Genomic DNA, 23425 nt, shown 5'->3' with positions numbered 1-23425 from the left:
AGCACGCTACTTGCGAACCCATGTCTCCCACTCTTGCCCTTCTTGTTCCCGTGCTTGGCGGCTACGTCAGCGGTGCCACGCCGTTCGGCTATCTTGCTGGCAAGATGATCCGGGGCATCGACATCCGCCAGCATGGCAGCGGAAACATCGGCGCCACGAATGCCATCCGTGTTCTGGGGAAGGGCATCGGTATTCCCGTCTTCATCCTGGACTTCCTGAAGGGCTGGCTGCCCGTCTGGCTGGCCAAGAGCTGGCTCGCCACCATGCCAGAGGGCGCGCATCTGATCTCCACCGCAGCCGTGCTGACCGGGCTCGCGGCGGTGCTGGGGCATATGTTTACCTTCTGGTTGGGCTTCAAAGGCGGCAAAGGCGTGGCCACTACCGGCGGCGCTCTGTGTGGCATGGCTCCGCTGGCCATGCTGGGCGGCCTGCTGGTCTGGCTGCTGTTTTTTTTCACCACCCGCTATGTGTCACTGGCCTCCATGATGTCCGGCGTGGGCGTGGCGCTGACCATGGTCATCCTGATGGCCCGCTCAGGCTCCTGGGATTATGTGATGCTTGGCTTCGGTGTGCTGGTGATGCTGCTGGTCATCCTGCGGCACAAGTCCAACATCAGCCGCTTGCTGGCTGGCACGGAGCCACGCGCAGGCAAGAAAAAATGATCGTTGGTTAGACGGCTTTGCCCATCGAACTTCTTTCTACATCCGCCGTGCCACGACGCTCTGCGTCTGGCGTGTTTTCAAAATGGTGTGGGCTGGCAGCACGCCACCAAAGCTGGTCAGCGGATAGACGATGCTGTGCGGTCCGATGAGGGAGCCGGGATTGATCACGCTGTTGCAGCCAATCTCGGCATGGTCGCCGATGATGGCACCGAATTTCCGCAGGCCAGTATTGTGCGTTTGCTTGCCATCATCCACCGTCACCTCTTTGCGATCCAGGCGCACGTTGGAAAGCACCACGCCAGCACCCAGATGCGCTTTATAACCGAGGATGGAGTCGCCCACATAGTTGAAGTGTGGCACCTCGGCCTGGTCAAAGATGACGCAGTTTTTGAACTCGCATGAGTTGCCGAGCACACAGCCGTTTCCGATGACCACATTCTCACGAATGTAGCAGCCAGAGCGGAGGTGGCAGTTTTTGCCGATCCAGGCGGGGCCTTTGATCACCACGCCAGGATCGATTGTGGTGCCTTCATCGATGAAGACATCCTCAGAAATGAAGGCTCCTTGCGGCACCTGGGTGCGGACATCGCGCTGCAGGCGGAAGGCCAGGTAGGATTCAATGCGCGTGAGCGCCGTCCACACTGGCTCATCCGAGGGGAACAGGATGGCGTGTTGTGTGTGGGTGAGGTCCAGGTAGGCTGCCGCGGAATACATGAATCAAACAGTGAGGACTTCTTTTTCTTTGCTGACCATGTGCTGCTCGATCTCGGCGATCTTTTTGTCCGTCATCGCCTGCACTTCTTTTTCCAGGCGATGCTGGTCATCCTCGGTGATGTCGCCGTCCTTCTGACCCTTCTTGATGGTTTCGATGGCATCACGGCGTGCCGAGCGCACGCGCACCTTGGCTTCCTCTCCCATCTGCTTGATGAGCTTCACCATCTGCTCACGGCGTTCCTGGGAAAGGGTGGGAATGGGCAGGCGGATCACCTTGCCTTCGATGGAGCCGTTCAGGCCCAGGCGGGACTCGCGGATGGCACGGTCGATGTCCACCAGCGTGGATGAATCAAAAGGCTCAATGCGGATCAGGCGCGCATCCGGCGTGGTGATCATGGCCAGCTGCTTCAGCTTCATGTGCGCACCGTAACTGTGCACATGGACGTCCAGACCTTCCACAAGGGCAGGGGATGCCTTGCCTGTGCGCACGGCGGCAAATTCATGCACAGCATATTCCACCGCCTTGGTCATCGAATCTTCACATTCGAGCATCGTCATTTCAGGGTCCATAAGCGTCAGGGAATAGAGTGTGGAAAAAAGAGGAAGGGCATCTTTGCCCAGCCCGGCGGAGGATGTCCACTCCGGATTTTATTTCAGAAAGCAGGTCGCGGGCCGCCTTAGCGGATGCGGCCCCAGTGCTTCGTGATCGGCCAGTAGCAAAATAGAGCCGGACCCACGAGGTTGCGCTCTGGCACAGGACCCCAATATCGCGAGTCACTGCTGTTGTAGCTGTTGTCACCCATGGCAAAGTAGTCGTCGGGCTTGAGGTGAATCTTGTTGATCCGGCCGTTAATGTTTTCCGCGAAGCTGTAGCCGCGATAGCCGTCCACCGGCTTTTCGCGCGTGCCCTGCATCACGTTCTTGAACCCCTGCTCCTCGGCCTGTTTGCCATTGATGAAAAGCAGGGGAGCCTGCACTTCCAGAAGATCTCCCGGCACACCCGCGAGACGCTTGATGTAGTGCTGGGAGCCTTGCTCGGAAGGCACCGTGATGAGATTGATGTGCTTGGTGGTGAAGACAAAGACCTCGCCACGTGTCGGCGTGCGGAAGTGGTAGCTGAATTTGTCCACCAGCACATGGTCGCCGTTATGCACCACGCCGCGTGCGAGGAGCTGGCCTTTCTTGATGGGTTCACCACCGCGCAGCCCCCAGACGGCACGGCGGTCTGGCGTGTCGTTGCCCGTGTCCACGGGCTCGCTGTTGATGTGCTTCGCCAGTTGCAGTTCATCCAGAAGCTGGCGCTGTGGTGCCTTGATCTTGATGGTGTGCCCGTCCGCGAAATGCAGCAGGCAGTAAGGCATGAAGATCAGGAAACGATGCTCGGTGATCGGGTTCTGGCGGTCCAGGAAACCCTCATGATCTGACACCACATTGATAAAGCGGGTGCTGGAAAAGATGGAGCCGATCTTGCCCGCAAGACCTGGCGTGGGATCCTCAGCCGTCGCCTGCGCCGTGATGCCGTTAAGCGTCGGCTGCATGGAACCCGTGGGGATCTGGAAGGGCTGGGCGATGTATGCGCGGATGCCCAGCGCGATGACGATGGCCACGAAGATGACCTCCACATTCTCCGCGATCTCGTTTGGCGCCGCTTCAGGCAGGGCTCTTTCGCACACGCGGTTGATTTCCTCGTTCAGCATCTTCAGCCGTTCCTTGTCCTTGGCGCGCATCGCATCTTCCAGGCTCCGGCGCAGAGTCTCGATCTCATCCAGCTTGGAGGCTGGCAGGAGGTCGCGCTTATAATTGAGGAACCGGGTGACGCCCTTGTGCAGGAGCTTTGCGTGCTTCAGATAGCGGGGAGTGAAGATAAGCATGGTCGGGCGTGGCGGGGAAACAGCGCGCCATCCTTCAACGCTCCGTGCCAGCGCGGCAAGCGCCAAAATCGGCAGTGGCGTGAGTGGAGGAGAGCATGGAAGTGGAACGGATCGCGGAGATCATTCGCAGGTCATCATGATGTTGGTTTCATGAGCCTTTTCAGCGGGCTGGTGACACGCATTCGGAGGTGCTGATAAAAATGATGAGAAAAAGTGAGAGCGCCGTTTGACAAAGTGCATCACGCGTCTAGTCTCCACTTCCGCAGCGAGACCGACAGGGTTTCAACGCAAGGCACCCTTAGCTCAACGGATTAGAGCATCTGACTACGGATCAGAAGGTTTCAGGTTCGAATCCTGAAGGGTGCGCCACTCATAATCAACGATTTATGATGTTTTGGCTGCGGAGCAACCAAACGCCAATAGGCAGAACCGCGCTCTTTTCGGCTGCCATGTGCCTTGTCATCAAAACGGGGGCGTTGGAGTTCAGGCCGCGCGCGACGCGTCGCCCACCAGGCACTGACATGGTGAGCTTTGTCCCTCTTTCTCCAGTGTTGCCTAACCATCTTTAGGTTATCGTCCTGCCGCGCGGTCTGGATGATGGCTCATTCAGATCACTCCGCACCAGCGTCTCGGATGCGCCGACGCTTTTCTTCCTCGGTTTCGTCGTCATCATCACTGCCACCGTAGCCAAGGATTTCGACGGTGATGATGGACGGCAGTTCCTGAGTCGATGCTGTGTCACGATTCTGAGCGACGGATTGTCCGGCGGCGGCTGAAGAGGTCGCTGCACTGCTGTTGTTCGCGGCGGTGACGGCCCCGAGGCTTGGTGCGCTGATTCCGCTGCTGGGAGCACCTGTGGTGGCACCTCCGACAGAAATATTGCCAGCGTTCAGAACCTGCGCCGCAGCGATGTTGAGATTGCCGCTGGAACGAATGCCAGCATCACCGGCATCAATGGTGCCTTCAGGCGCGATGAGGTCCACGCTGCCAGGGGGCACACCTTTCACGGAGGCCAGCACACCGATGCCACCGCCCGTGGCGAGACCTGCGAGGTCCGTGGCCACATCCGCGCTTTGCGGATCAATGATCACGCGTGTCGGTGGCGCGGCCTGCACGGTTTTTGAAGAGGAACCTGCGGCGATATCTCCCGTGCTTGACCAGATGACCTGATTACCTCCACGCAGGGTGAAGATACGCGAGATGCCGAGGTCCACGCTGGTGTGGGTGAATATATTGATGTTCCCGCCGGCGTCCGTGATGATGCCGGGAGGTGCCAGTGACGAACCAAGAATGCTGCTGGCCAGCTGGAGTCCGCCACCAGGCGCGAAGAGGGTGATGTCTCCACCATTCTTGGTGCGGATGTCGCGTGCCTGGGTGCGGACGTCACCCTTCCACGTGGTGCCAGGAAAGAGCGCGGCGATGGCGGCCTTGCCGGCGTCGTAGTTGCCGAAGCCATCACTGTCGGGATCGTTGTGGTCGCGCCCGGCATCACGCAGGACGAGGTAGAAGATCTCCATGGCGAGGCGCTTCTGCTCATCCGTGGAGAGCGAGGCAAAGCTGGCGGGTGTGATGGGGTTCTGCGAATCTGGCGAGACTTCCTTCAAGTAATCCGCGCCTTTCGGGCCCAGGACGAAGTCGGTGATGAACTTGGTGAAGTTGAGATTGCTATCACCCAGGCTCGTGGCCGCGCCAATGCCTGCTCCGGCGATGATGCTCGCACCTTCGAAGGCGAGGAAGGGGTTGCGGCCATTGCCAATGCTGGTTAGGCCAGCGCCAGTGCCGTCGGCAAGGTTGGGGCCGACGCCGAGATCGAGATTGCGTCCGGCGAGCACTTGCAGCGTGCCCTGGCCGGAGATTTGCAGATCGCCAGCCAGCGCTGCGGCCGTCAGCGTCTCGTAGGATTGCACCACTATGTTACCACTACGGTTCGCCGCCACACGAGCGACGGAGTTGGCATTGTAGGGCAGCAGATCACGGCCTGCGGCCACGATGCTGGTATCCTTAGAGCCCCCCACATGTTGCAGGTAGAGCGAGACATCGGCGATGTCTCGCGAGGCGATCACCCGGGAGCTTTTGGGCGAAAAGAAAGTCAGGCCGCTGATGTCTCCATTGAGCGCATAGATGCGGGCGGGCGTGGCGTCGTTGCGATGCAAAAGGCCGGCCGTGTGGCGGGCCTGCTTGGTCTCCAGCACCGCCTGGTCACCCAAGGTGCCGCCGGACTCGCGGAAGAGCGCATCCACTGGCTCCAGGAAGTCTGACAAAGTGTTGGTGGGGTCAATGGAGGAACTGATGCTGCGATAGGCAAAGGGCGTGAGCACTCCGGGGATGGCCGCGGGATTTGCATCCGAAAGGTTGATGGTGGCGGCGCTCCAGGCGGTGAAGGTGGTGCCGGGTGAAGGTGAGGTGAGTCCCACCGGCCGCAGGCCGTTGACACTGCCGCGGGAGAGCAGCTCAAGAGTGCCTGTGGGGGAAGGGGAGAGAGTCAGATTGCCCGCGAGGTTGATGTCACCGGCAAAGGACGTGACCCGAAGTGTGGGTGCCATGAGCGCTGCCGTGGTGCTGAACGGTGAGACATCATTCTCCACCAGGCGCAGCCAGGGCTGGAAGTTTGCGGAGGACGTGCTGCGCAGCACCTGCTGGGTGGCGCTCCATGCCTGTAGCAGCGGAGCAAAGACATTGTTGATGGTGGCGCCGGTGCGCAGAGTGACCGCGCCGCCTAACGAAATGATATTCACAAAACTGTCCGCCGCATAGGTGCTGAAGTGGGTTTTGTTCCAGTAGCTGTTGCCCAGGCCCTGGGGCATAAGGAAAGCATTTGCCACGGGGCCGAGCAGCACGTCACCGCGTGCGGAGACATCAAACCCGCCCTTGCCGAGGAAGAGCGTGGTGGGCAGCCAGGTGTTGGGATCGCCGACTGCATTGATGCCCGTGAGCGAGCTGATCAGACCGGGTGAGCGCGAGGCGTTGGTGGTGATCTGGCCTCCAGCACTCAAGGTGCCGCGACCGCGCTCCACATAGTAGACACCAGCGTCGAGATTGCCGCCCGCTGTCACGCGCAGATCACCACCGCCAAGTTCTAACAAAGTTTGATTCGCCGCGAGTGGATTGGCTGAGGTGCCCTTGGATGCTCGCGCATTCGTCGGCACCACGGCATCGACGTTGGTGATGTTGCGTCCGGCGTTGAGAGTGACGTGACCGCCGCCGAGAGCACCGACGCCCTGGAAGAAATTGCTGAAGTCCACCCACCACGCAGTGGATCCGATGGCGGTGCCAAAGCCTGTCACATCGAACTGCCCCGCCTGATTCACCGTGCCGCGACGGTAGAGCCAGTTGTTCACCAGTTCGCGGGTGACGGCGTTGCCCTGGCGCTCGATGTTCTCTCGGGCCTGGATGCTCACGTTACCGCCGGCCAGGCTGAAGATGGCGGGATAGTTTTGCTGAATGGCGCCCAGCGAATCTGTGCCGCCGGCCTGGCTCAGAGAAGGTGCGTCAAAGGTCCCGCCAAGAGTCGCATCCTGCACGCGTGTGCCGGCGCTGTAGATGCTGCTAAACTGGTTCAGGAGCTGCACGTTGCGTCCAGCATTGAGCTCGATGTCACCGCTGCCGGTGCGGATGACCTGGAACAGGCCGCGACCTCCGCCACTGCTGAAACCACTGATTACACTACTGGTCAGAGCATTGCTGCCACCAGCGGCGATGCCCGCACCGCCATCTTTGCCAAGCACGATTGAGCCCGCATTGGCCGCAAGCGCGCTGGTAGCCTGGGTCTGGCGGAAGTCAGCGGCAGTGAAGTCCGCGCCCGCCGTGAGGCGATAGCTCCATGACTGGGTGTTGGCGGGAAGCTGGGTGTTCTGCGTGCTCAGGCGTGCCAGCCAGAGCCAGGTGGCATCACTGCTGGCCAGTGTGGCGGTGAAGCCGTCACTCAGGGCATTGTGGAAGTTCAGATTCCCTGCTGCACGCAGCGTCAGCACACCCGGCGCGCTCTTCACGCCGTAGCGAAAGGTGGCGAGGTTCCAGTCTGCGGACGTGTCCGAGGTAGCTGTTCCAAGAGTGAGGCCGCCGGTGCGGTTGATGATCTCAGCGCCCGGTGCGAGCACGAAGTTCGCTGAGAGAGCACTGTTGTTCGCCAGCAAGCGGCTGGTGATGGCCGTGGCATTGGCGGAGTTGGTGCCTGCCACACCGAGGAAAGCCTCCGAGTTTGTCTGGATGCTGCTCTGCACCGCGCTGGTGATGGCACCACCTGAAGAAGTGAGATCATAGATGCGGTAACCTTCCACCAGGATGCTCGAGGCATCGATGATGCTGCCATTGATCGGGCTCACGAGCACGTCGGTGAAGGTGCTGTTCTGCGGGGCTCGGATGTGCAGTTTTCCGCTGTACTGGCCTTTGGAAGCGCTGGAACCAGAGGTCTGTTCGCCACCCGCGACTTTGGTCGAGACAGACAAGTCGAGGATGGAGCCTGATTGAACATTGACCGAACCAGTGCCTGCCACGCCATTGCGTTGTGTGCCGGATTCAAGACTGATCGATCCGCCCTTTCCTGCCGAATCAAAAGTCTGACCAGCGACGGTCAGCCTAGCGCCATTGGCGATGGTGAGGTCCCCGCGCGAGGCGAGCGCGATGCTGCCGCCCGTGGTGCCGGAAGCATCGACGGTGCCGGTCACGGTGACACTGCCCTGGTCCGCAGAGAGCCGGAATTGACGCGCCGTGGTGGTGCCATCCACGGTGACATTGCCTGAGCGCACACGGATGAACTGGCTTTCGGTCAAGGATGCGGCAGCGAGCGCATTGCGCAGCGTGGCGTAGGAGGCCAGTGTGCCGGTATCAAGCTCAAAGCGGCCGTTCAAGCCACCCGCGCCAGCCTGACCACTTATGCTGCCGTTGATGTTAACGGTGCCTGCCGGTGCCGAGACGATGAGCGTGCCTGCATTACCGCCGCCTGCATCAGCGGAGAGATTGATCAGCGCTCCGTTGTTGATGGTGACGCTGCCCGTGGCAGAACTGATGCTGACATCTCCAGCGTTCGTGTAGTTGATCACATCATTGAAGACACGGCCTGCACCACTGACATCCACCTGACTGCCGATGACGGCGGCTCCGTTTGTGGCGCGGACATTCAGCGAGCCGCCTGGAAGCTGGATGCGGGTGGTGCTGGTGACACTGGAGCCCTGCAGCGTGAGGCTGACCCCGAGCGAGCCTGTCACGCGGTCACCGAGCTCATTCACCGGAATCTGCACCACCAGCGCGCCATCCGCACTGATACTGTGCTGCGCTGCGAGGGTGCCGACGATCCGCGGCGTGTTCGCGGTCAGAGCACCCTGGGTGCTGAAACCACCGATGCCGCTCACCTGAATCCCGCCCAGGCCATCAAGCCGCACGTTGCCGAACTGATTCACCCGCAGCTGACCTGATCCGAGCACGATGCTTTCGCCCGAGAAAACCAGGGTGCCGGTGCCAAGCGCGGGGGCAGTGCTCACCACGGTACCGGAGACGCTGTTGTCCAGCGTGATGCTCTTTGCTGCAAAGGTGGTTATGCCAGTGCCTTGGTTGAAACCACGAATCTCACCGGCGCTGAGAGTCAGGCGATCCAGCGTGGAACTGCCGATGCTGCCCGTGCCATAGATATCGATGGAGGAGTAGCTGCGCAGCGTGACGGACTTCGCACTGCTGAGGCTGCCAAGGAGCGCGCTGTTCAGCGCCAGGCCTGGATTCGGCAGCAGCGAGCCGGTGCCGAGCTGCAAGCTGATGCGGCCGCTGTTGAGGACATAGGCATTGGCATTCAAAGTGGCCGTAGGGTCCAAGACGGTGGCGGTGCTGGTAGAATCCAATGTTAGGCTGTCACCGCTGATCTGCGCCCCCGCACCGATGGTCAGGGAAGGTCCAGGTGCATTGGTGACACCGCTGCGCACCACGCTGGCTGTGTCACTCTGAGAGACACGGATCAGCGAGCCATTGCCCGTGATTCGCAGAGTCTCGGCCGTGCCCTTCAGCGTGCCGGTGGAGCTGATCTGGGAACCTGCGGTGACTATGATACCATTGGTGGCTGCCAGCGTGAGATCGGGTGCGCTCAGCGCACGGCCGGCATTGTTCACGGTAATGCTGGAGCTGGAGACGGTGAGCGTTGTGCCTGTCGCGTCGCGGGTGCGTTTGCCACCGATGATGAGGCTTTCCGCATTCCATGAGCTGAGTGTCTCCGCGTTGAGCGAGATAGTGCCCGGTGTGGCTTGTGTGGGTGTCGCTGTGATCACGACGTTTCCAGGGGCATTGATGTCGATGCTGGCGCCGCGGCCCACGGCGACTCCACCCATGGTCAGCGGCACGGATGAAACCTGGCCGAGCAAGTTCATCGACTGTGTGGCCTGCAAAAGCAGATAGCCGGAGTCGATCGGCAAACGAGGTGTGGCGAGGTTCAGGCGCTCTGCCGCCATGCCGAGGAAACTGCTCGCGTAGAGCAGTTCATACTGGGCGCGTTTGTTGATCACTGTGCCTGAGGCCACCTCAAACAGCGTGGCGATCGTCGGCACGGTGCGTGATGAATTCAGATCATTGAAACGGTAACCAGACACCACGCTGGAACCATCAGGCGCCTCCGTGCTGCCGATGGGTGAACCGCTTTTAGGGGTGACGAGAAGACCGCCCGGCAGCAAGGCATAGCGCGCAGGCAGCAGCGTGTAGAAGCCTGCATCTAGTGATTCACTGCCTGCGAGGTAGATGCGGTCTCCCACCTTCAGTGAGCTGCTCACATAACCGGCGCCAGCGCCGCTGATGAGGTTGCTGCTGTTGCTGAGGGAATTGTAAGGCGCATAGGGTGAGTGATTCGCCTGATAGTCTGGCAGAATGGCGTAGCTGCCGGCATTCTCCAGCACATCCACGGGACCGCCATTGCCCTGCACCCAGCGGTAAGCCAGGAGATCACCACCACCGCGCAGATCAATGGTCGCGCTTCCCGCCATGCTGATGTTTGCTGCCGAGACATTGATGATCTTTTCCGGCGGGCCGCTGGCGGTGATGTCCACACCACGCGGATCGATCCATGTCGTGCCGTCAAAGCTCACGCCATAAGGAACGATGATGCCTTTGCCGGTGCTGGGATCCACGCCGGAGACGGAGGTGATGCTGTTCTCACCCAGCGTGAGCTGTTGTGTGACTGGCATGGCCAGCGTGTTTCCAGCGAGCAGGTTCACCGGTGCAGTGCCGGTGCCATCCCAGCCGAGATTGATGGTGCCGAATGGCGAGCGCAGCGTGCCCTGCTGATCAATGCGTGACGCATAGAGACTGAGGGTGCCGCCCGCCACAAGAGGCAGTTGGCGTCCGCCCGAGCTCTGAATGGTGATGCTGCCTTGCTGCATGCTGCCGCCGCTCAGATAGTCGTAAGCGACGACGAGGAAATCATTGGCCGTGGTCGGATGAATCTGCCCGGCCCGCAGTGTGAGCCTGCCCGCGATGTTGAAGATGCCATTGCCCACCAGATCACCATTGTCCGCGGCCAGCGTGGCCTCGCCGATGTTCTGCAAACTGGTGGTGCCCACTTCCAGATTTTTCGCATTCACGGTCAGTTTTCCTGTGCCGGTGCTCGGCGCCACGTTGGTGAAGGGAAGCTGCGCCTGCTTGTCCTCAGGCCTAACCGGAGGTGTGAAATCTGCGCCGATGGAGGCGGCGGAGCTGTTGATGGTGACGGAATCATTGGCAGAGATCACGCCGCTGTCCGCGAGATGCACGGATCCGCGTGCATTGACGGTCACGGCACCGCTGAACTCCACGGCACCGCCTAACGAGAGCGAGTCGAATCCACCCTGGGTGAAGGAATCCACGGAGAAGTAGCCACGACTGATGCGTGAGGAGCCGCCCGCCGTGGTCAGGGCCCGGCCGATGGCGCTGGCATCATCCGGCAGCGGATTCAGCAGCGTGCTGCCGCTCTGCTGCACCGCGAGATTGGTGTCGAGCACGGGTGGAATCACATCTGGAAGGTAGAAGCGTCCGGAAGAAACATGCAGCGTTCCGCCTTGCGCCAGCTGACCTCCCGCCTGGCCGCGCAGAGTTGCATCACTGGCCAGCAACTGACCTCCAGCGAGGTGAATCGTGCCGCCATCACTGTCCACGCGCGTGGTGATGCTCTGCAGGCTGTAAGGAACGGTCAGGCTGCTGACATTGCCGCGTGTCAGATAACTGTTAGAAGGATTGAGCTGAGCTGGATGCAGATCGAGAACGCCCGTGGCACCGGAGACATCGAGCAATGCTCCGCTTGCCGCGGCGATGTTGCCCGAGACATGGATGTCACCACCAGCAAGAACTTCGCCGAGGCGGCGATTGAGCGTGGTGGTGTCTGGAACCAGCACGCGGCTGCCTGCCGCAGAGATGATGCTCTGAGAGCCGAGGTAGACCGTGGTCAAAGCCTGGGTCTGATCGCTGAACAGCAGAGGGAAGGAATCGTCCGCACCGGCGATGTCAATGAAGCCGCCGCTGGCGATGATGCTGCCGAGCACCGTCACGGTATGGCCATGCACCTGCACGATGCCGCGAGGATCCGTGATGATCTCCGAACCGAGCCCGAGCACCACGTCTCCACGAATCTCCAGACCGTCGATGCCTTTCACGCCTGGAGCATCCAGCGTGAGATGCATCAGATCACGCAGGCCCACAGGATTGCGCACGATCTTGGTGGCGAGAGTGCCAGTCTTTGGATTGAGGATCACCGTGTAGTTGTCCGCCACCGGCTGGATCTTCGTGCCTGGTGCCACGACGACTCCGGCCAGGAATTGACCTGGGGTGCCGGTCTCGATGCCAAGGCCAGTCAGATGATGATCACTAAATCCGCCGCGCGTGAAGAACTCGGGATCGAGCAGGAGCGTGTCCGCATGCTGCGCGGTGCCGCCGATCTGGATCTGCGGGGCTTTGAGGTGAATGGAAGCCCCGTGCACACCGGCGTGCCCGAGAAGCGTGGAACCGAGATTCAGCCGGCCTCCGGTCACATAGGCCAGCGTGGCATCCTGGCCCGCGAAGAGTCTTAATGTGCCGCCATTGCCATAGGTGACCGTCCCTTGGGTGCTGACCTGGAAACCACCGGAGACGTTCAGCGTGCTGCCAGTATTCAGATTCGCCGTGTTAGCATTGATCGTTAGGCTGCCGCCATGAATGGCGCTCGGCGCGGTGAGCCGGCCGGACACGCCGGGACGGTCGTCAATCTGGGATCCGGCGACGCTGAGGGTGGCACCGCTGCCGATTGTGACGATGCCACGTCCTGCATTGGGAGCAGGTGCCACAGGGAAGGGGCTGCGCTGAATGGCCGCAGCCGCGGAGGGGGAGATATTGTAGGCCGTGAGATTGATCTGCCCGTTCGGGGCGATGAGGTTGCCGAGGATGTTGATGTTGGCTGCGGCCAGTGTGATGGAGTTGCGTGGCGCGGCGCGCAGCGTCACTCCGACAGGCACGATGATGTCACCATCCACGTTCTCGACCGTGAAGCGACCAAAGCCGTCACGAGTGAGCATTTCGGGTGAGAGATAGACATTGGCGATCCGGTCGGCGGCAAGCGCTGCTGTGTTGCCATTGGCGTCGGCATTGAAGTTCGCGACGGCGCTCTGCGCATTTCCATTCTGGAAGGTGACCGTAGGCGGTGTGGGCGAGAACACTGGATAGATCGGCGAAAGCAGCTCCTGGGCCTGCAGTTTGAGAATGAACTCGCTCGGTCGCGGGCCGACAACTCTTTGGTTAGGCCCGGGAGTGGTGCGACCGATGAAGCGGCCGTCGAGCGCCACGGTGGGCGCGGTGATCTTTAGCGTGCCGCCATTCGCGCCATGCAGATAGCCCGAGTCAAAATAGGCACCACCGGGGCGCACTGGATTGTTGAACTGGTCCACGATGGCCCACTTGAGGTTCGTCCGTGTGCTGCCGGAGGGCAGGATGCCGGTGTAAGCGATGTCTGGCGTGGCCTGGGAGATATCGTAGATGCGGCTGCCTGCCACGAGCTTTGTTGTCTCGATCATGGCGCCCGTGTAGTTGATCCAGCCGCCGGAGGTGTTGATCTCCGCCGAGTCACGCACCACCACCGCGCCACCTGCATTGAGATCGATGGTGCCGCCAGCGACGGTCAGTTCGCCCACTGTGCGCTGGATGTTGTTCACGTAGCCGGTGATGTCGACGAGCGGTGTGCCTACCCAGGTGCGGCCGTTGTAGGTGCCGGTGTCACGAATGTCCACCGTGATGGTCTGGCCGCGCAGAGGTCCGTCCCGCAGCAACGGTGCGCCAGCAAGCTCGGCGGCACGCAGTTCGATATTGAGCAGGAACTTGTCCACGGAGACATCCACATCCGTCGTGCCCGCCACATTCAGAACTGCATTCTGGTCCACATAGATCTGGCCGCCGGAATGCACGAAGAAGCTCTGCGGGCTGACACCACTCACCAGATCCCAGATACCTGCATCGACATGCACGATGCCATTCGGAGCGAGCAGAGTGGAGTCCTGGCCGAAGTGGATGGCCTTGCCCTGGATGTTCACCTGTGAGCGAAGGGCCAGCTCGGTGCCGATGGTGGTTTCTGTGCTCGTCAGCTCGGGCAGGATTTGCGTCACGCTGCCCGTGCCCAGTTTGACCGTGCCGGTCTTGGTGAAGAGAAAGGGCGGAATGTTGGGCAGCAGCACAGGGTCATAGCCGGTGTTGGTCACGGCGCCGTAGTTCGCTTGCAGATCGATGCGGCCGTTCAATACCACGGAGGTGGTGCTGTTGATGACACCGTTCTGCTCGACGTTCCTGCCTGCGAGGGTCACGCTGGCGCGCTGGGCTTCGATGATGCCTTCATTCTTCGCGGTGCCGGCATACTCAGGAACGGCTGAGAGCGGATCAACGACCGCGCCGACAAAGGTGTCGAGGCCACGCAGGCTGGGATCACTGCTGCTATGGGCCACAAAGCCGACCTGCAAGCCCGCGGCGAGAATGGTCTGGCCGTCCGGTGTGGAGATGGTGCCGCGATTGATGACATTCGCGCCGACCAGAGCCACACGCCCGCCGACATTTGAGGCCGTGGTCGGTGACTCGATCCTGGCTCCCGCCTCCACAATCACATCGCCACTTCTGCCGTTCACCGAGGCGGGCGGTGTGAAGCCCGGAGTCGGCCCCTTGGTGCCTGCATTCAAGGCCAGGGCAGAGAAGAGGAACTGCGCATCAGGGTTGTTCAACAAGCCGCGGTTGATGAGGTTTTCATTGATGGGCAGCGCCGAGGCCACGAAGGTGTGCGTGTTCACCTGGCTGCTGCCGCCGAAGATGATGCCGTTTTGATTGATGACATAGACCTGGCCTGGCGCGCGGATGCTGCCAAGGATCTGCGAGGGGCGGCCGCTGGGATCGTTCACCTTGTTGAACGCGATCCACTGAGACTGGTTCGCGCCGCCCGCGCTCTGGTCGAAGGTCAGCACGGTCTCCCGGCCGATGTTGAAGGTGCGCCAGTTGAGCAAAGCTTGTTGGGCCGTCTGGACGATGGTGACGTTCGTCTGGCCGCCGCCGGTGCTTTGCGTGGGCAGTTGGGCACCCGTCCAGAGATCCGGATTCGTGCCGACTCCGGGAGCCACCTCAAGGCCACCTTCGCCGAGGCCGTTTGGCACGGTGCTGGTGCCTGCCAGAGCCGCTGCTCGTGCCTGCGCCTGCAGGGTGCGTCCGGCACTGAGGGCCGCCTGCGCGCGCACCAGGATGTCACGGGCATTGTTGCGGTTGGAGATGACATTCGCGGGTGCATTGCCCAAGCCAGTGGGATTCGGCTGGCCAGCACTGGTGGATGCGGGGCCGCCGGCGCGCAGAATGTCACCCGCGAGAGCAGGTGGCAATGTGCTGAAGGTGATGAGCAGCAGCGTCAGGCCGGTGTGAAGTCCACGATGACGGCGGATGAGCAGGCGAAGCGATGAAAGCGGATTCATGGGCGCGAGTCGGGGGCGGGTTCGCGGGGCAGCGCCTGGGTGAGCGCGCTGGTGTTGAGCTCCAGAGCATGCTGGCGCAGCAGGCTGGCGAGATAAGCTTGGGAGTTGGTACGCAGCTTCTCCTGGCGGAGCTGCTTCACGATCTGGGGGCGCGCCTGCTCCAGCGTGGGCGTGTGCGGCGCGCGTGCATCGAGCAGCTTCAGGATATGCCAGCCATCCTTGAGCTTCACCGGACCGGAGACGGCGAAGAGTTTCAAATCACTGACTTGAGGCAAAAGAGCTGCCTCGATCTGCGTTTCCGTCAGCCAGCCGATCTCACCGCCGCGGGAGGCACTGGTGGGCTCTTGTGAATGATCGGCAGCAATCTTGGCAAAGTCAGCATCCTTGCCCGCAAGCAGCTCCTGAGCCTTGGCAAGCTTCTGGCTAGCTCCAGGCGCTTCAGCGATGAAGATCTGGGCGAGCCGGAATGACTGCGGAACTCGCAGTGATTCCCGGGACGCTTCGTAAGCACTCTTCACCTCCGACTCGGACGGGTAGTCCTTTGGCGGCTCGGCGATGGATTCGAGGTAGCTCTCGGTGATGACGCTTTGTCTGGCGCGTTCCACGCGCGCGGCGATGTGCGGTTGCTCCGGCCACTTCTTCTCCGTGGCCTCCTGCAGAATGAGCTTCTGCACCAGTGAGGTCCGTGCGATCTGCTCCAGCAGCGCCGGATCGGCGCGCAGCGAGGCGATCTGGCCTTCACTAAGACTCTGGATGGAGGCGCGAAGATCATCCGCCGTAAGCTCGATGGAGCCCAGCCTGCCAAGAGGCTCATCCGCCAGGCTCAGTCCCGCGAAGACCAGCATGAGCAGAGGATGGAGGTGCTTCATCATGGTTGCTTCGGCTTCTGAACTTCACCGCTCTCCTTGGCGGTGGCGTCGGTCACTTGCGGTCCTTTTTGTTTGGCGGCCTCAGCCTCTGCGAAAGGGTTGTACTTGCTGTCCTGCAGCTTGTCAGCGTAGTCCTGAACGAGGTTTTGCAGCTTCACTCGTGTGGTGCCGACGAAAGGCTCGCGAGCCGTGAGCGCCGTGCCGAGGCTGAAGCCAGCGAGCCGGTCAAGGATCTCGCGACCCGTCACATAGAGCTCGAGATTCTGGCGCTCGCGCTCGGCCAGTTTGCGCTCGGCCAGGACAGCTTTGTTGCTGGCTTTCGCACGCAGGGCCTCGCGGTCTTTGGCGATCTTCACGACATCATTGTAACCCGTCTTCCATTTCTCCAGGGCTTCCTGAAGCTGGGCGATCTGCTTGGCCTGAGCTTCTTGCTTGGCCTTGAGATCATCGATCTGCTTCTTCGCGGCTTCTTCTTCAGCAGCCGCGTCCTTGGTGATCTTGGCGATCTGTTTGTTCAAGGTCTCGACCTGGGTCGTGAGCTCCTTGATCTTGGCCTCGTTGACGAGCTGGTTGGCTTGCAAGGTCGCACGTTCAGTCTCGGCGGCACGAAGCTGGAGCATGGTGTTCTTCAGCGTGTCGCGCAGACGCTGGTTCGGATCTGCCGCAGGTTGAGCGACAAGCGCGGGGGCCAGCAGGAGGGTGAAAAGCAGGGGAGTGAGAGCTTTCATGTTCATGATCAGAACTTGGCGCTGAGGTCGAGCTGGAAGATGTTTGAGCGATACTGCGGTCCCGCGATCTGGTCGGCATTCATGTAGCGGAAGGCCAGGGACACCTTGGGTGAGAGCGCAATGGCCGCCCCGAGGGTGTATCCCTTCACGTTCGTGCCGCCGCCGCCGAAGTCCTGATCGTTGAAGCCATCCACCACGGCATCAGACTCGACGTGCCGATATCCCAGGTAGGCATACCAGTCGCCCTTCTTCACCATGGTTGGCTTGCCGACGCGCAGATTGGCGTAGTAGGCCGTGTCGCCCCCTTCGAAGTCGCCGTTGCTGCCACGGTTGTTCACCGCGATCTTGTTGATCTTCTCCGCGTCAAAGGCGTGGTTTTTCAGATACTCGGCGACCAGGGAGACCTGCAGCGGCTCATAGCCATTGTAGTCCAGACGTCCGGTGATGGACTGAACACGGAAGGGGGTGGCCAGGCCGTAGTATTGAAATTGGTTCGTCGCCCCAAAGCCGTTGGAGACATCGTCCAGGATGCGGCGGATGGGGAAGTAGGTATTGCCTTTCTGGGCAAAGCTGGGGCGCGTGTGGTCCGTGTCGCCGGGATCTTCCGCATTGCGCGGCACGAAGGGCGTGGAGAACTCGCCCTCGACGTTACGGAAGTCATACCAGGCGGTGGCGATCTTGAGGTTCCAGTCCTTGTTGATCTTCCAGTTCACGCCGACCTGCCCTGCGTTCAGCCACTTGTCACGGCTTTCGAACTTCGCCGGCTGGTTCGAGGCAAATTGCAGGTCCGTATTGAAGACCGGGAAGGAGCCGATGGTGAGGAAGGGCTCGACGCCATCCGAGACTTCGTGCTTCACCTGCAGCACCAAGCCATCGAAGCCGAGGTCGTCGGAGTAGATGGCGGTGGTGGAGAAGAAGGGATTGTCAAAGCGGCCGATCGTCAGGGCGATGCTGTCCACCGGTTCCCATTTCAGGAAGGCGCGATCCAGCCAGATGGCATACTTGGAGAAGTTGCCACCTTGCTGAGAGAAGTTGCCGCCCTGGCCAAGGTTGGTGCCCCCAAAGCTCTGGTTGCCGGAGACGGGCGAGTTGGAGTCACCTGTGCCGAGACGGATGCCCATGGTGAACTTGTCCGCGAGATCGAGCTCGGCACCGAAGCGAAGGCGGAAGCGCGCGCGCTGGCGGTCTTCGTTCGTGTTGTATTGCGGGGAGAACAACACGCCCGACGCATCAAAGGCAGGCCCGGTATTGATGACGTTGAAGTTCGGGAAGGCGCCCGTGGTGTCATTGCCTTCAGGGAAGCCAATGTATTCGTAGCGAATGCGCAGATCCGCATGCGGATGGAAGTTCGCGACCCATTCCGGGAGCTGGTACTGGGGTGCGAGCAGCTTGTTCTCCTTCGCTTCTTTCAAAAGCTCATCTTTGATCTGACTGCGCATCTCATCCTTCACCGTTTCAGGGATGTAAGTCACACGCACCTCGTCATCGGAGGCAGGTGGTGCCTCAGCAGAGACTTGAGCGGCGGTGAAGAGCTGCTCGCGTTCCTGCTGGGCGATCTCGGCATCCTGCTTGGCCATGGCGATCATCTCCGCGGCATCTGCCTGGGTCAGCACACCGCGTTCGACCAGTCGGTTCACCAGATTGATGGCGAAGGTTTCAGACAGCTGCACACGTGGCTGGGCCGTGGGAGTCAGCGTGGTTGCGGCCTGCTTGGCAGCCTCCGCAGGGGCGGGATCTTCCACGGGCAGCGGCAGCAGTTCCTCGATCGAAGGCGGCGTATCCGTGGCCTGGCCCGGCACAGGTGCGGGAGCCTTCGGCGCAAATGGGGCCGGAGGAGCTGGTGCGGGTGCATTTTCAGCGCCTCGGGCGGAGGTAGCTGCCATGGCGAGCACAAAGGCCGTGGTCAGAAAGCGGGGGGAGTTTCGCATGACGGAAAAGTAAAATCAGTTAGGCCGGCGCGCGGTGATGCGCAGGGTGATGGGGCTGGGCATGTCGGCCGGTGGCGCCTCATCCAGGCGGAGGCCGGTGAGCACGTCGGCCTCGATGGCGCGGTCCAGCGCGGCATCTCCGGTGCTGCGCATGAGACGCGCACGAGTGATGCGGCCAGTGTCGTCCGGCCAGATGCGCACTTCCAGGCGCGTGGCCGCGTGACTGGTCGCGCGGTTGTTGCGCAGAGCAGACTCGATGCGGTTTTTCACCTGCGCGGCATACCAGCCGAACTTGCTGCCACCAGTCCCACGACCGCTGCCGCCGAGGCCATTGCCACCACGGCCGCCACCGCCCGGGCCGCCGAGGCCGAAGCCGTCAGGCGGTCCATTGCCAGTGATGCCAGTGGAGAGGTCCGGCGCGGCTGGAGGCTCATCCGGCGGTGCTTCCTCGGGCTTGGGTTCATTCTCCTGGATGGGTTCCTGCTCGATCATTTTTTCCTCCACCTTTTCCTCAGGCGGCGGCTCCTGCTTGGGCGGAGGTGGTGGTGGCGGCGGCGGGGGAGGAGGTGGTGGCAGAGAAATGCGCACGATGTCCATGTTCTGCCGCTTGGGAGCCGATGAACTCTTGGAGAAGAGGCTGGGCACAAAGAAGCCCGTGCCACCGAGCACAACGGTGCCCACCAGGATGATCCAGCGGTAGCGCTGGAAGAACGTGCGCTCATCCTCATCTTCGTCATTGAAATCGAAGTCACTCATGTTCGTGTTTATTTCGCGGGTTGCGTGGCCAGGCCGACCTGCGTGATGCCGAGGCGGCCGACGAGGTTCAGGACCTCCATGATGCTCTGGTATTGCGTGGTGCTGTCACCACGGACGACGACGGGCAGTTCCGGATTGGCGGCTTTCAGAGCTTCGAGTTTCTGCTCGAGTTCCTGAAGCGTGACCGGGATGGTGTTGAGGAAGGCTTTGCCCTCATTGTTGACCGTGATGGCCTGTGTTTTCGGGGCGTTCAGCGGAGGCGTGGAGGCACTGCCCTTGGGCAGGTTCACCTTGATGCCCTGCACACCTGCGGTGGTCATGATGATGAAAATCAGCAGCAGCACCAGGTAGAGGTCCACCATGGGCGTGACGTTGATGTCATCGTAGCTTTTCTCGTCGGCATTCATGACAGATTATTCGTTAGCGGTGGGATAGGCCTCGGCGATGCGCGTGATGAACTCGTCGATGAAGATGTGCATGGAGCTCACGGCCTCCTTGATGCGGCTGCTGAGGTAGCTGTAGGCAAACAGCGCCGGGATGGCGACTGCGAGGCCGGCCACGGTGGCAAGCAGCGCGCCAGCGATACCTGGAGCGATGGAGTTGATGTCCACCTCGCCGCTCTGCGCGATCACAGCGAAGGTGATCATCACCCCGATGACAGTGCCGAGCAGGCCGAGGTAAGGACCGCCGGCAATGCCGATGGTGAGGAAGACGAGCTTGCCGTTCAGCTTCTGCACCTCACGCACCTGGCCGCCGTCCAGCGTGGCACGGATGGCCTGGATGGATCGACCGGAGAGTCCGCCAAATTGGTTAGGCGCGGCGGCATCAATGCGCTTCTGGATCTCCTGGGAGCCGATGTGGTAGAGATGAAACAGCGGCGAATGGCGCATGACCTTCACCTTCGCGCCGGTGGCCACACCGCCCAGGGTCTTGATGCTCTTCTCATCCGCATGATCGAGCGCGGTGATCTCTGTGGAAAGCTTGGCCCAGAGCTCGAGGAAGACTTTGGAAGCCTTGCTGATCTTGTTCAGATACAGCAGCTTTCCGATGGCGATGAACCAGCCGATAACGGCCAGGATGGTGCAAAGCGCGATGACGATCCAGCCGTCAAAGGTGAGCGATTTCGAAATGTTTGCGAAGAGAGACAAGTGCTCGGCGAGCTCGCTGTGCTCCGCATCACTGGACTCGTCGTTGCCTGCGACGAGCAGCTTCTGCGCTTCATTGGAGGTGCCTTGATTGACGGCATTCAGGCTGATCCAGGCAGCAGAGCGCGCGGACCTGGCGATCTGCAGCTCATCCAGCTCACCCGAGAAGCCTGCGTTGTTTCCTGCGTCCTTGCCCAGCAAGGTGGCGCCTTTCACCGCAGGCAACGCGGCGCTGAGCGTGCCGTAGGACTTGCCATCGAGATATAGAGTGATCGTGCCTGCATTGGCGACGACAGCGAGATGGCGCCAGACATTGACGGTGATCGGGGCGCCTGCTGTGCTGCGCTGAGCGCTGCCGCCATTGACGACTTCGACATAGGGCACGCCGTTGTTGTCACCGATCACGAGTGCGTTGTTTCCCTCGCGCTTGGCAAAGATCGCCGCGTCGGGTTGCAGAGCGAGAGGCTTGAACCAGGTGGAGAAGGTGAAAGAAGAACCCGCTGCCAGATCCAGCTCAGGCGAAGCTGGAATGGTCACGGGGGACTGGCCGGTGAGGCGCACGGCGCTGCCGATGAGCGCACCACCCACGGTCACACCAGCGGTTTCCGCCTTCAGACCATGTCCTGTGCTGTCGAGCGGCGGGCCGGAGCTTTCAGCGAAGTGATAGACGAGCGTGGTGTCAGCATCATAGGTGCCTTTGGCATCTTCCTTCTTCACTGCTTCCTCGACATTGCCGTAGTAGAGCCAGAAGGTCGTTTGTGCAGAGGCCTTTACCTCAGGCAGCTTCACCCACACGTAAGCCTCATTGAGCAGGCCGTCGAATTTCTCGATGTGATAGCTGAGCTCGGTTTTGTCATCAGCGGCGATGAAGCGGATATCGCTGCCATCCTCGCGTGCGGACAGGAACTGGAAATTACCATCATGCAGACGTACCAGCACGGCCGCGTTGCTGATGCTGTCCGTGATCTTTGATCCTGCATCCGTGGTGTCCACGGTGAGCTGCTTGCGGATGGGCCACTTCGGATTCCACCAGGTGGCGGCATGAGCACCTGTGGTGAGCAGAAGCAGGAAGGCGATGAAGAGACGAGTCATGGGAGAGGGAGGGAAGGGGAATCAAAAATCAGCCATGAAGCGCACGCTGATGAGCAGCTCGCCGACGTCCGTGACGCCTTGCTGAATAAGAGGCAGACCGGCATCCAGGGAGCCGCTGAGGTGATTCAAAATGCGGAAGCGCGTGCCCGCGCCCACACTGGCCAGGGTGAAGTTTGCGTCCTGCTCAGGCAGTGGTGAGTCGATATTCAGATAGCCAGCATCCGCGAAGATGTGGAAGCGCCATTCGCTCTTGCCCTCATCACCCGACTTCAGCAGCGAGGGACTGCGCAGCTCCAGCGTGGCAAAGGCGCCGTTGTCACCTAACGAAGTAGATTCCAAATAGCCGCGAACGGTGGTCAGGCCGCCGCCCGCGAGCTGTTCGTTGTTGATGAGCGGGCCGGAGCTGAGCTGGCCCTGGATCTTGGCGAAGGCTTCGAGGCCGCCGGGAAGATCGTGTGTGTGGGAGAGATCACCACGGAAGTAGCTGAAGCCGTCGTTCGCATTGAAGCGGCTGGTGTTGAACTGCTCGCTCTCAGTGCCAAAGCGCGGGATCTGCAGCACCACGCTCGCGCTCAGATCTGTGCTGTGAGTCTTCTCCAGCCAGGTGGCGCTGTAGTCGAGGCTGAGCGGATAATAGGTGACCGGGCTGGAGATGGCCTGGCCTGCGACGATGAGATCCTGCTCGAAGCTTTTGCGATCCAGGCCGAAGCTGATGCTGTGATACAGGCCGTCCTTCTCCGGCAGTGTGGCGCGCAGACGCAGGCCGATGATCTCACCACGCCCCACGACGGCGGCTCCGCCAAGTGTGGAGACGTCACTGTCCTGCTTCGTGCCTTGCAGCAGAAGGCTCCAAGGACCAGTGAGCGGTGCCAGGTAGTAGGCTGAATAGACACGCGCGTCTTCCAGACGCTCCGGCGCGATCTGAAAGCTGCCGCCGATGGTGTGACCGAGCTGCCAGAGATTGCTGTAGCTGAGGCTGCCGCTGACACGCCAGGGCGTGGTGTTGGCGTTGTAGCGGTTGTTCACCTCAAGACTGCCTTTCAGCGGCAGTTCATCCTCGACACTCAGATCGATGTCCACCGTGCCAGGGATGACTCCGGCGCGCAGTGATGGGGTGACACGCAGTCCTGCGTGCTTGTTCAGGGCGATGATGTCACGATTGACATCATTAAAGTTAGGCACAACGCCCTCCGCCATGGAAGGGGCTTTCTGTTTGAGGCGCTCGATGTCATGGTAGCGCGAGCCATGCACGCGCAGACGGCCGACGGTGATCTCTGAGACCTGCAGTAACACGACGCCCTTTTTGACCTTCTGCTGCGGAATCAGCACGCTGACGGTGGAGTAGCCTGCATCCTTGTAAGCCTTCTCCAAAGCGGCGCGGGCAGCGTCCACATCTTCCGGAGTGCGCTCTGGACCGAGGAATGGATAGACCGCTTTCTCCACGCTGCGACGGTCGAGCTTTTTGGCGCCGAGCACGCGATATTCGGTGATGTACATGCCGGGCGCATGCTCACTTGCAGCAGCCTCCTGAGATTGCGCAAAACCCGCGCTGGTCATCCAGAGTCCTGCGGCGAGAGCCGGGAGTTGCTGGAGCAGGCGCGGGAAGCGATTCGGAGATGGAAGAGGAAGTTTCACGGCAAACATCACTCCGCACGTGCGGTCATGATCTGGAGCTGATGTGACGGGAGCAGGAGGGAGGGGGGATCCCGCATGAGCGCAGTCACGGCACTCACGCGGGATGGTTGTTGGTCGCTGAC

Annotated in this window: 12 protein-coding genes and 1 tRNA gene; 2 read left to right on the top strand and 11 right to left on the bottom strand. The window is 61.1% G+C overall.

Features of this window, described 5'->3' with window-relative positions:
* Positions 1-20: 20 nt before the first annotated feature.
* On the top strand, positions 21-662 hold the full coding sequence (gene plsY / locus BGE01nite_RS18005; RefSeq protein ID WP_146852179.1) for a glycerol-3-phosphate 1-O-acyltransferase PlsY: 642 nt from the start codon (positions 21-23) through the stop codon (positions 660-662).
* 36 nt (positions 663-698) lie between these two features.
* Here the strand turns inward: plsY and BGE01nite_RS18000 are convergent, their stop codons facing one another.
* The 3 genes from BGE01nite_RS18000 to lepB form a co-directional block, all read right to left on the bottom strand.
* Positions 699-1376 (bottom strand): acyltransferase, encoded by a 678-nt coding sequence (locus tag BGE01nite_RS18000; protein ID WP_146852177.1) that lies wholly within the window; start codon positions 1374-1376, stop codon positions 699-701.
* A 3-nt stretch (positions 1377-1379) separates the two neighbouring features.
* Positions 1380-1934 carry a ribosome recycling factor gene (frr, locus tag BGE01nite_RS17995; RefSeq protein WP_246145753.1) on the bottom strand — a complete coding sequence of 185 codons (555 nt, stop codon included), beginning with the start codon at positions 1932-1934 and terminating at the stop codon, positions 1380-1382.
* Between the two features lie 119 nt (positions 1935-2053).
* Positions 2054-3247 carry a signal peptidase I gene (gene lepB, locus BGE01nite_RS17990; RefSeq protein WP_146852173.1) on the bottom strand — a complete coding sequence of 398 codons (1194 nt, stop codon included), beginning with the start codon at positions 3245-3247 and terminating at the stop codon, positions 2054-2056.
* Positions 3248-3539: 292 nt separating this feature from the next.
* Between lepB and BGE01nite_RS17985 the strand changes: the two genes are divergently transcribed.
* A tRNA-Arg gene (locus tag BGE01nite_RS17985) sits at positions 3540-3616 on the top strand.
* A gap of 242 nt (positions 3617-3858) precedes the next feature.
* On the opposite strand, the gene BGE01nite_RS17980 is transcribed toward BGE01nite_RS17985, so the two are convergent.
* The 8 genes from BGE01nite_RS17980 to BGE01nite_RS17945 are packed head-to-tail and all read right to left on the bottom strand — an operon-like array spanning position 3859 to position 23303.
* The gene (locus tag BGE01nite_RS17980; RefSeq protein WP_146852171.1) at positions 3859-15150 is read right to left on the bottom strand and encodes a filamentous haemagglutinin family protein; all 11292 of its coding nucleotides are present in this window, start codon (positions 15148-15150) and stop codon (positions 3859-3861) included.
* Complete coding sequence (locus tag BGE01nite_RS17975) at positions 15147-16022, bottom strand: peptidylprolyl isomerase (RefSeq protein WP_146852169.1); 876 nt, start codon at positions 16020-16022, stop codon at positions 15147-15149. The genes BGE01nite_RS17980 and BGE01nite_RS17975 overlap by 4 nt, the downstream gene beginning before the upstream one ends.
* Positions 16019-16747: a phage major capsid protein gene (locus BGE01nite_RS17970; RefSeq protein ID WP_146852167.1), complete on the bottom strand. Its 729-nt coding sequence runs from the start codon at positions 16745-16747 to the stop codon at positions 16019-16021. Before BGE01nite_RS17970 ends, BGE01nite_RS17975 begins: the two co-directional genes overlap by 4 nt.
* Positions 16748-16755: 8 nt before the next feature.
* Entirely contained in the window at positions 16756-18675 is a 1920-nt protein-coding gene (locus BGE01nite_RS17965; RefSeq protein WP_146852165.1) for a putative porin, read from the bottom strand.
* Positions 18676-18690: 15 nt separating this feature from the next.
* Entirely contained in the window at positions 18691-19431 is a 741-nt protein-coding gene (locus BGE01nite_RS17960; RefSeq protein ID WP_146852163.1) for a TonB C-terminal domain-containing protein, read from the bottom strand.
* A gap of 8 nt (positions 19432-19439) precedes the next feature.
* Positions 19440-19838 carry an ExbD/TolR family protein gene (locus BGE01nite_RS17955; protein ID WP_146852160.1) on the bottom strand — a complete coding sequence of 133 codons (399 nt, stop codon included), beginning with the start codon at positions 19836-19838 and terminating at the stop codon, positions 19440-19442.
* 6 nt (positions 19839-19844) lie between these two features.
* The gene (locus tag BGE01nite_RS17950; protein ID WP_146852158.1) at positions 19845-21668 is read right to left on the bottom strand and encodes a DUF2341 domain-containing protein; all 1824 of its coding nucleotides are present in this window, start codon (positions 21666-21668) and stop codon (positions 19845-19847) included.
* Between the two features lie 21 nt (positions 21669-21689).
* Positions 21690-23303, bottom strand: a complete 1614-nt coding sequence (locus BGE01nite_RS17945) for a ShlB/FhaC/HecB family hemolysin secretion/activation protein (RefSeq protein ID WP_218033029.1) — start codon at positions 23301-23303, stop codon at positions 21690-21692.
* Between the last annotated feature and the right edge of the window lie 122 nt (positions 23304-23425).

It is taken from the genome of Prosthecobacter gellanilyticus, assembly GCF_007992435.1.
In the GTDB taxonomy this organism is placed as follows: domain Bacteria; phylum Verrucomicrobiota; class Verrucomicrobiia; order Verrucomicrobiales; family Verrucomicrobiaceae; genus Prosthecobacter; species Prosthecobacter gellanilyticus.
This window is presented reverse-complemented; position numbering and strand designations above follow the sequence as displayed.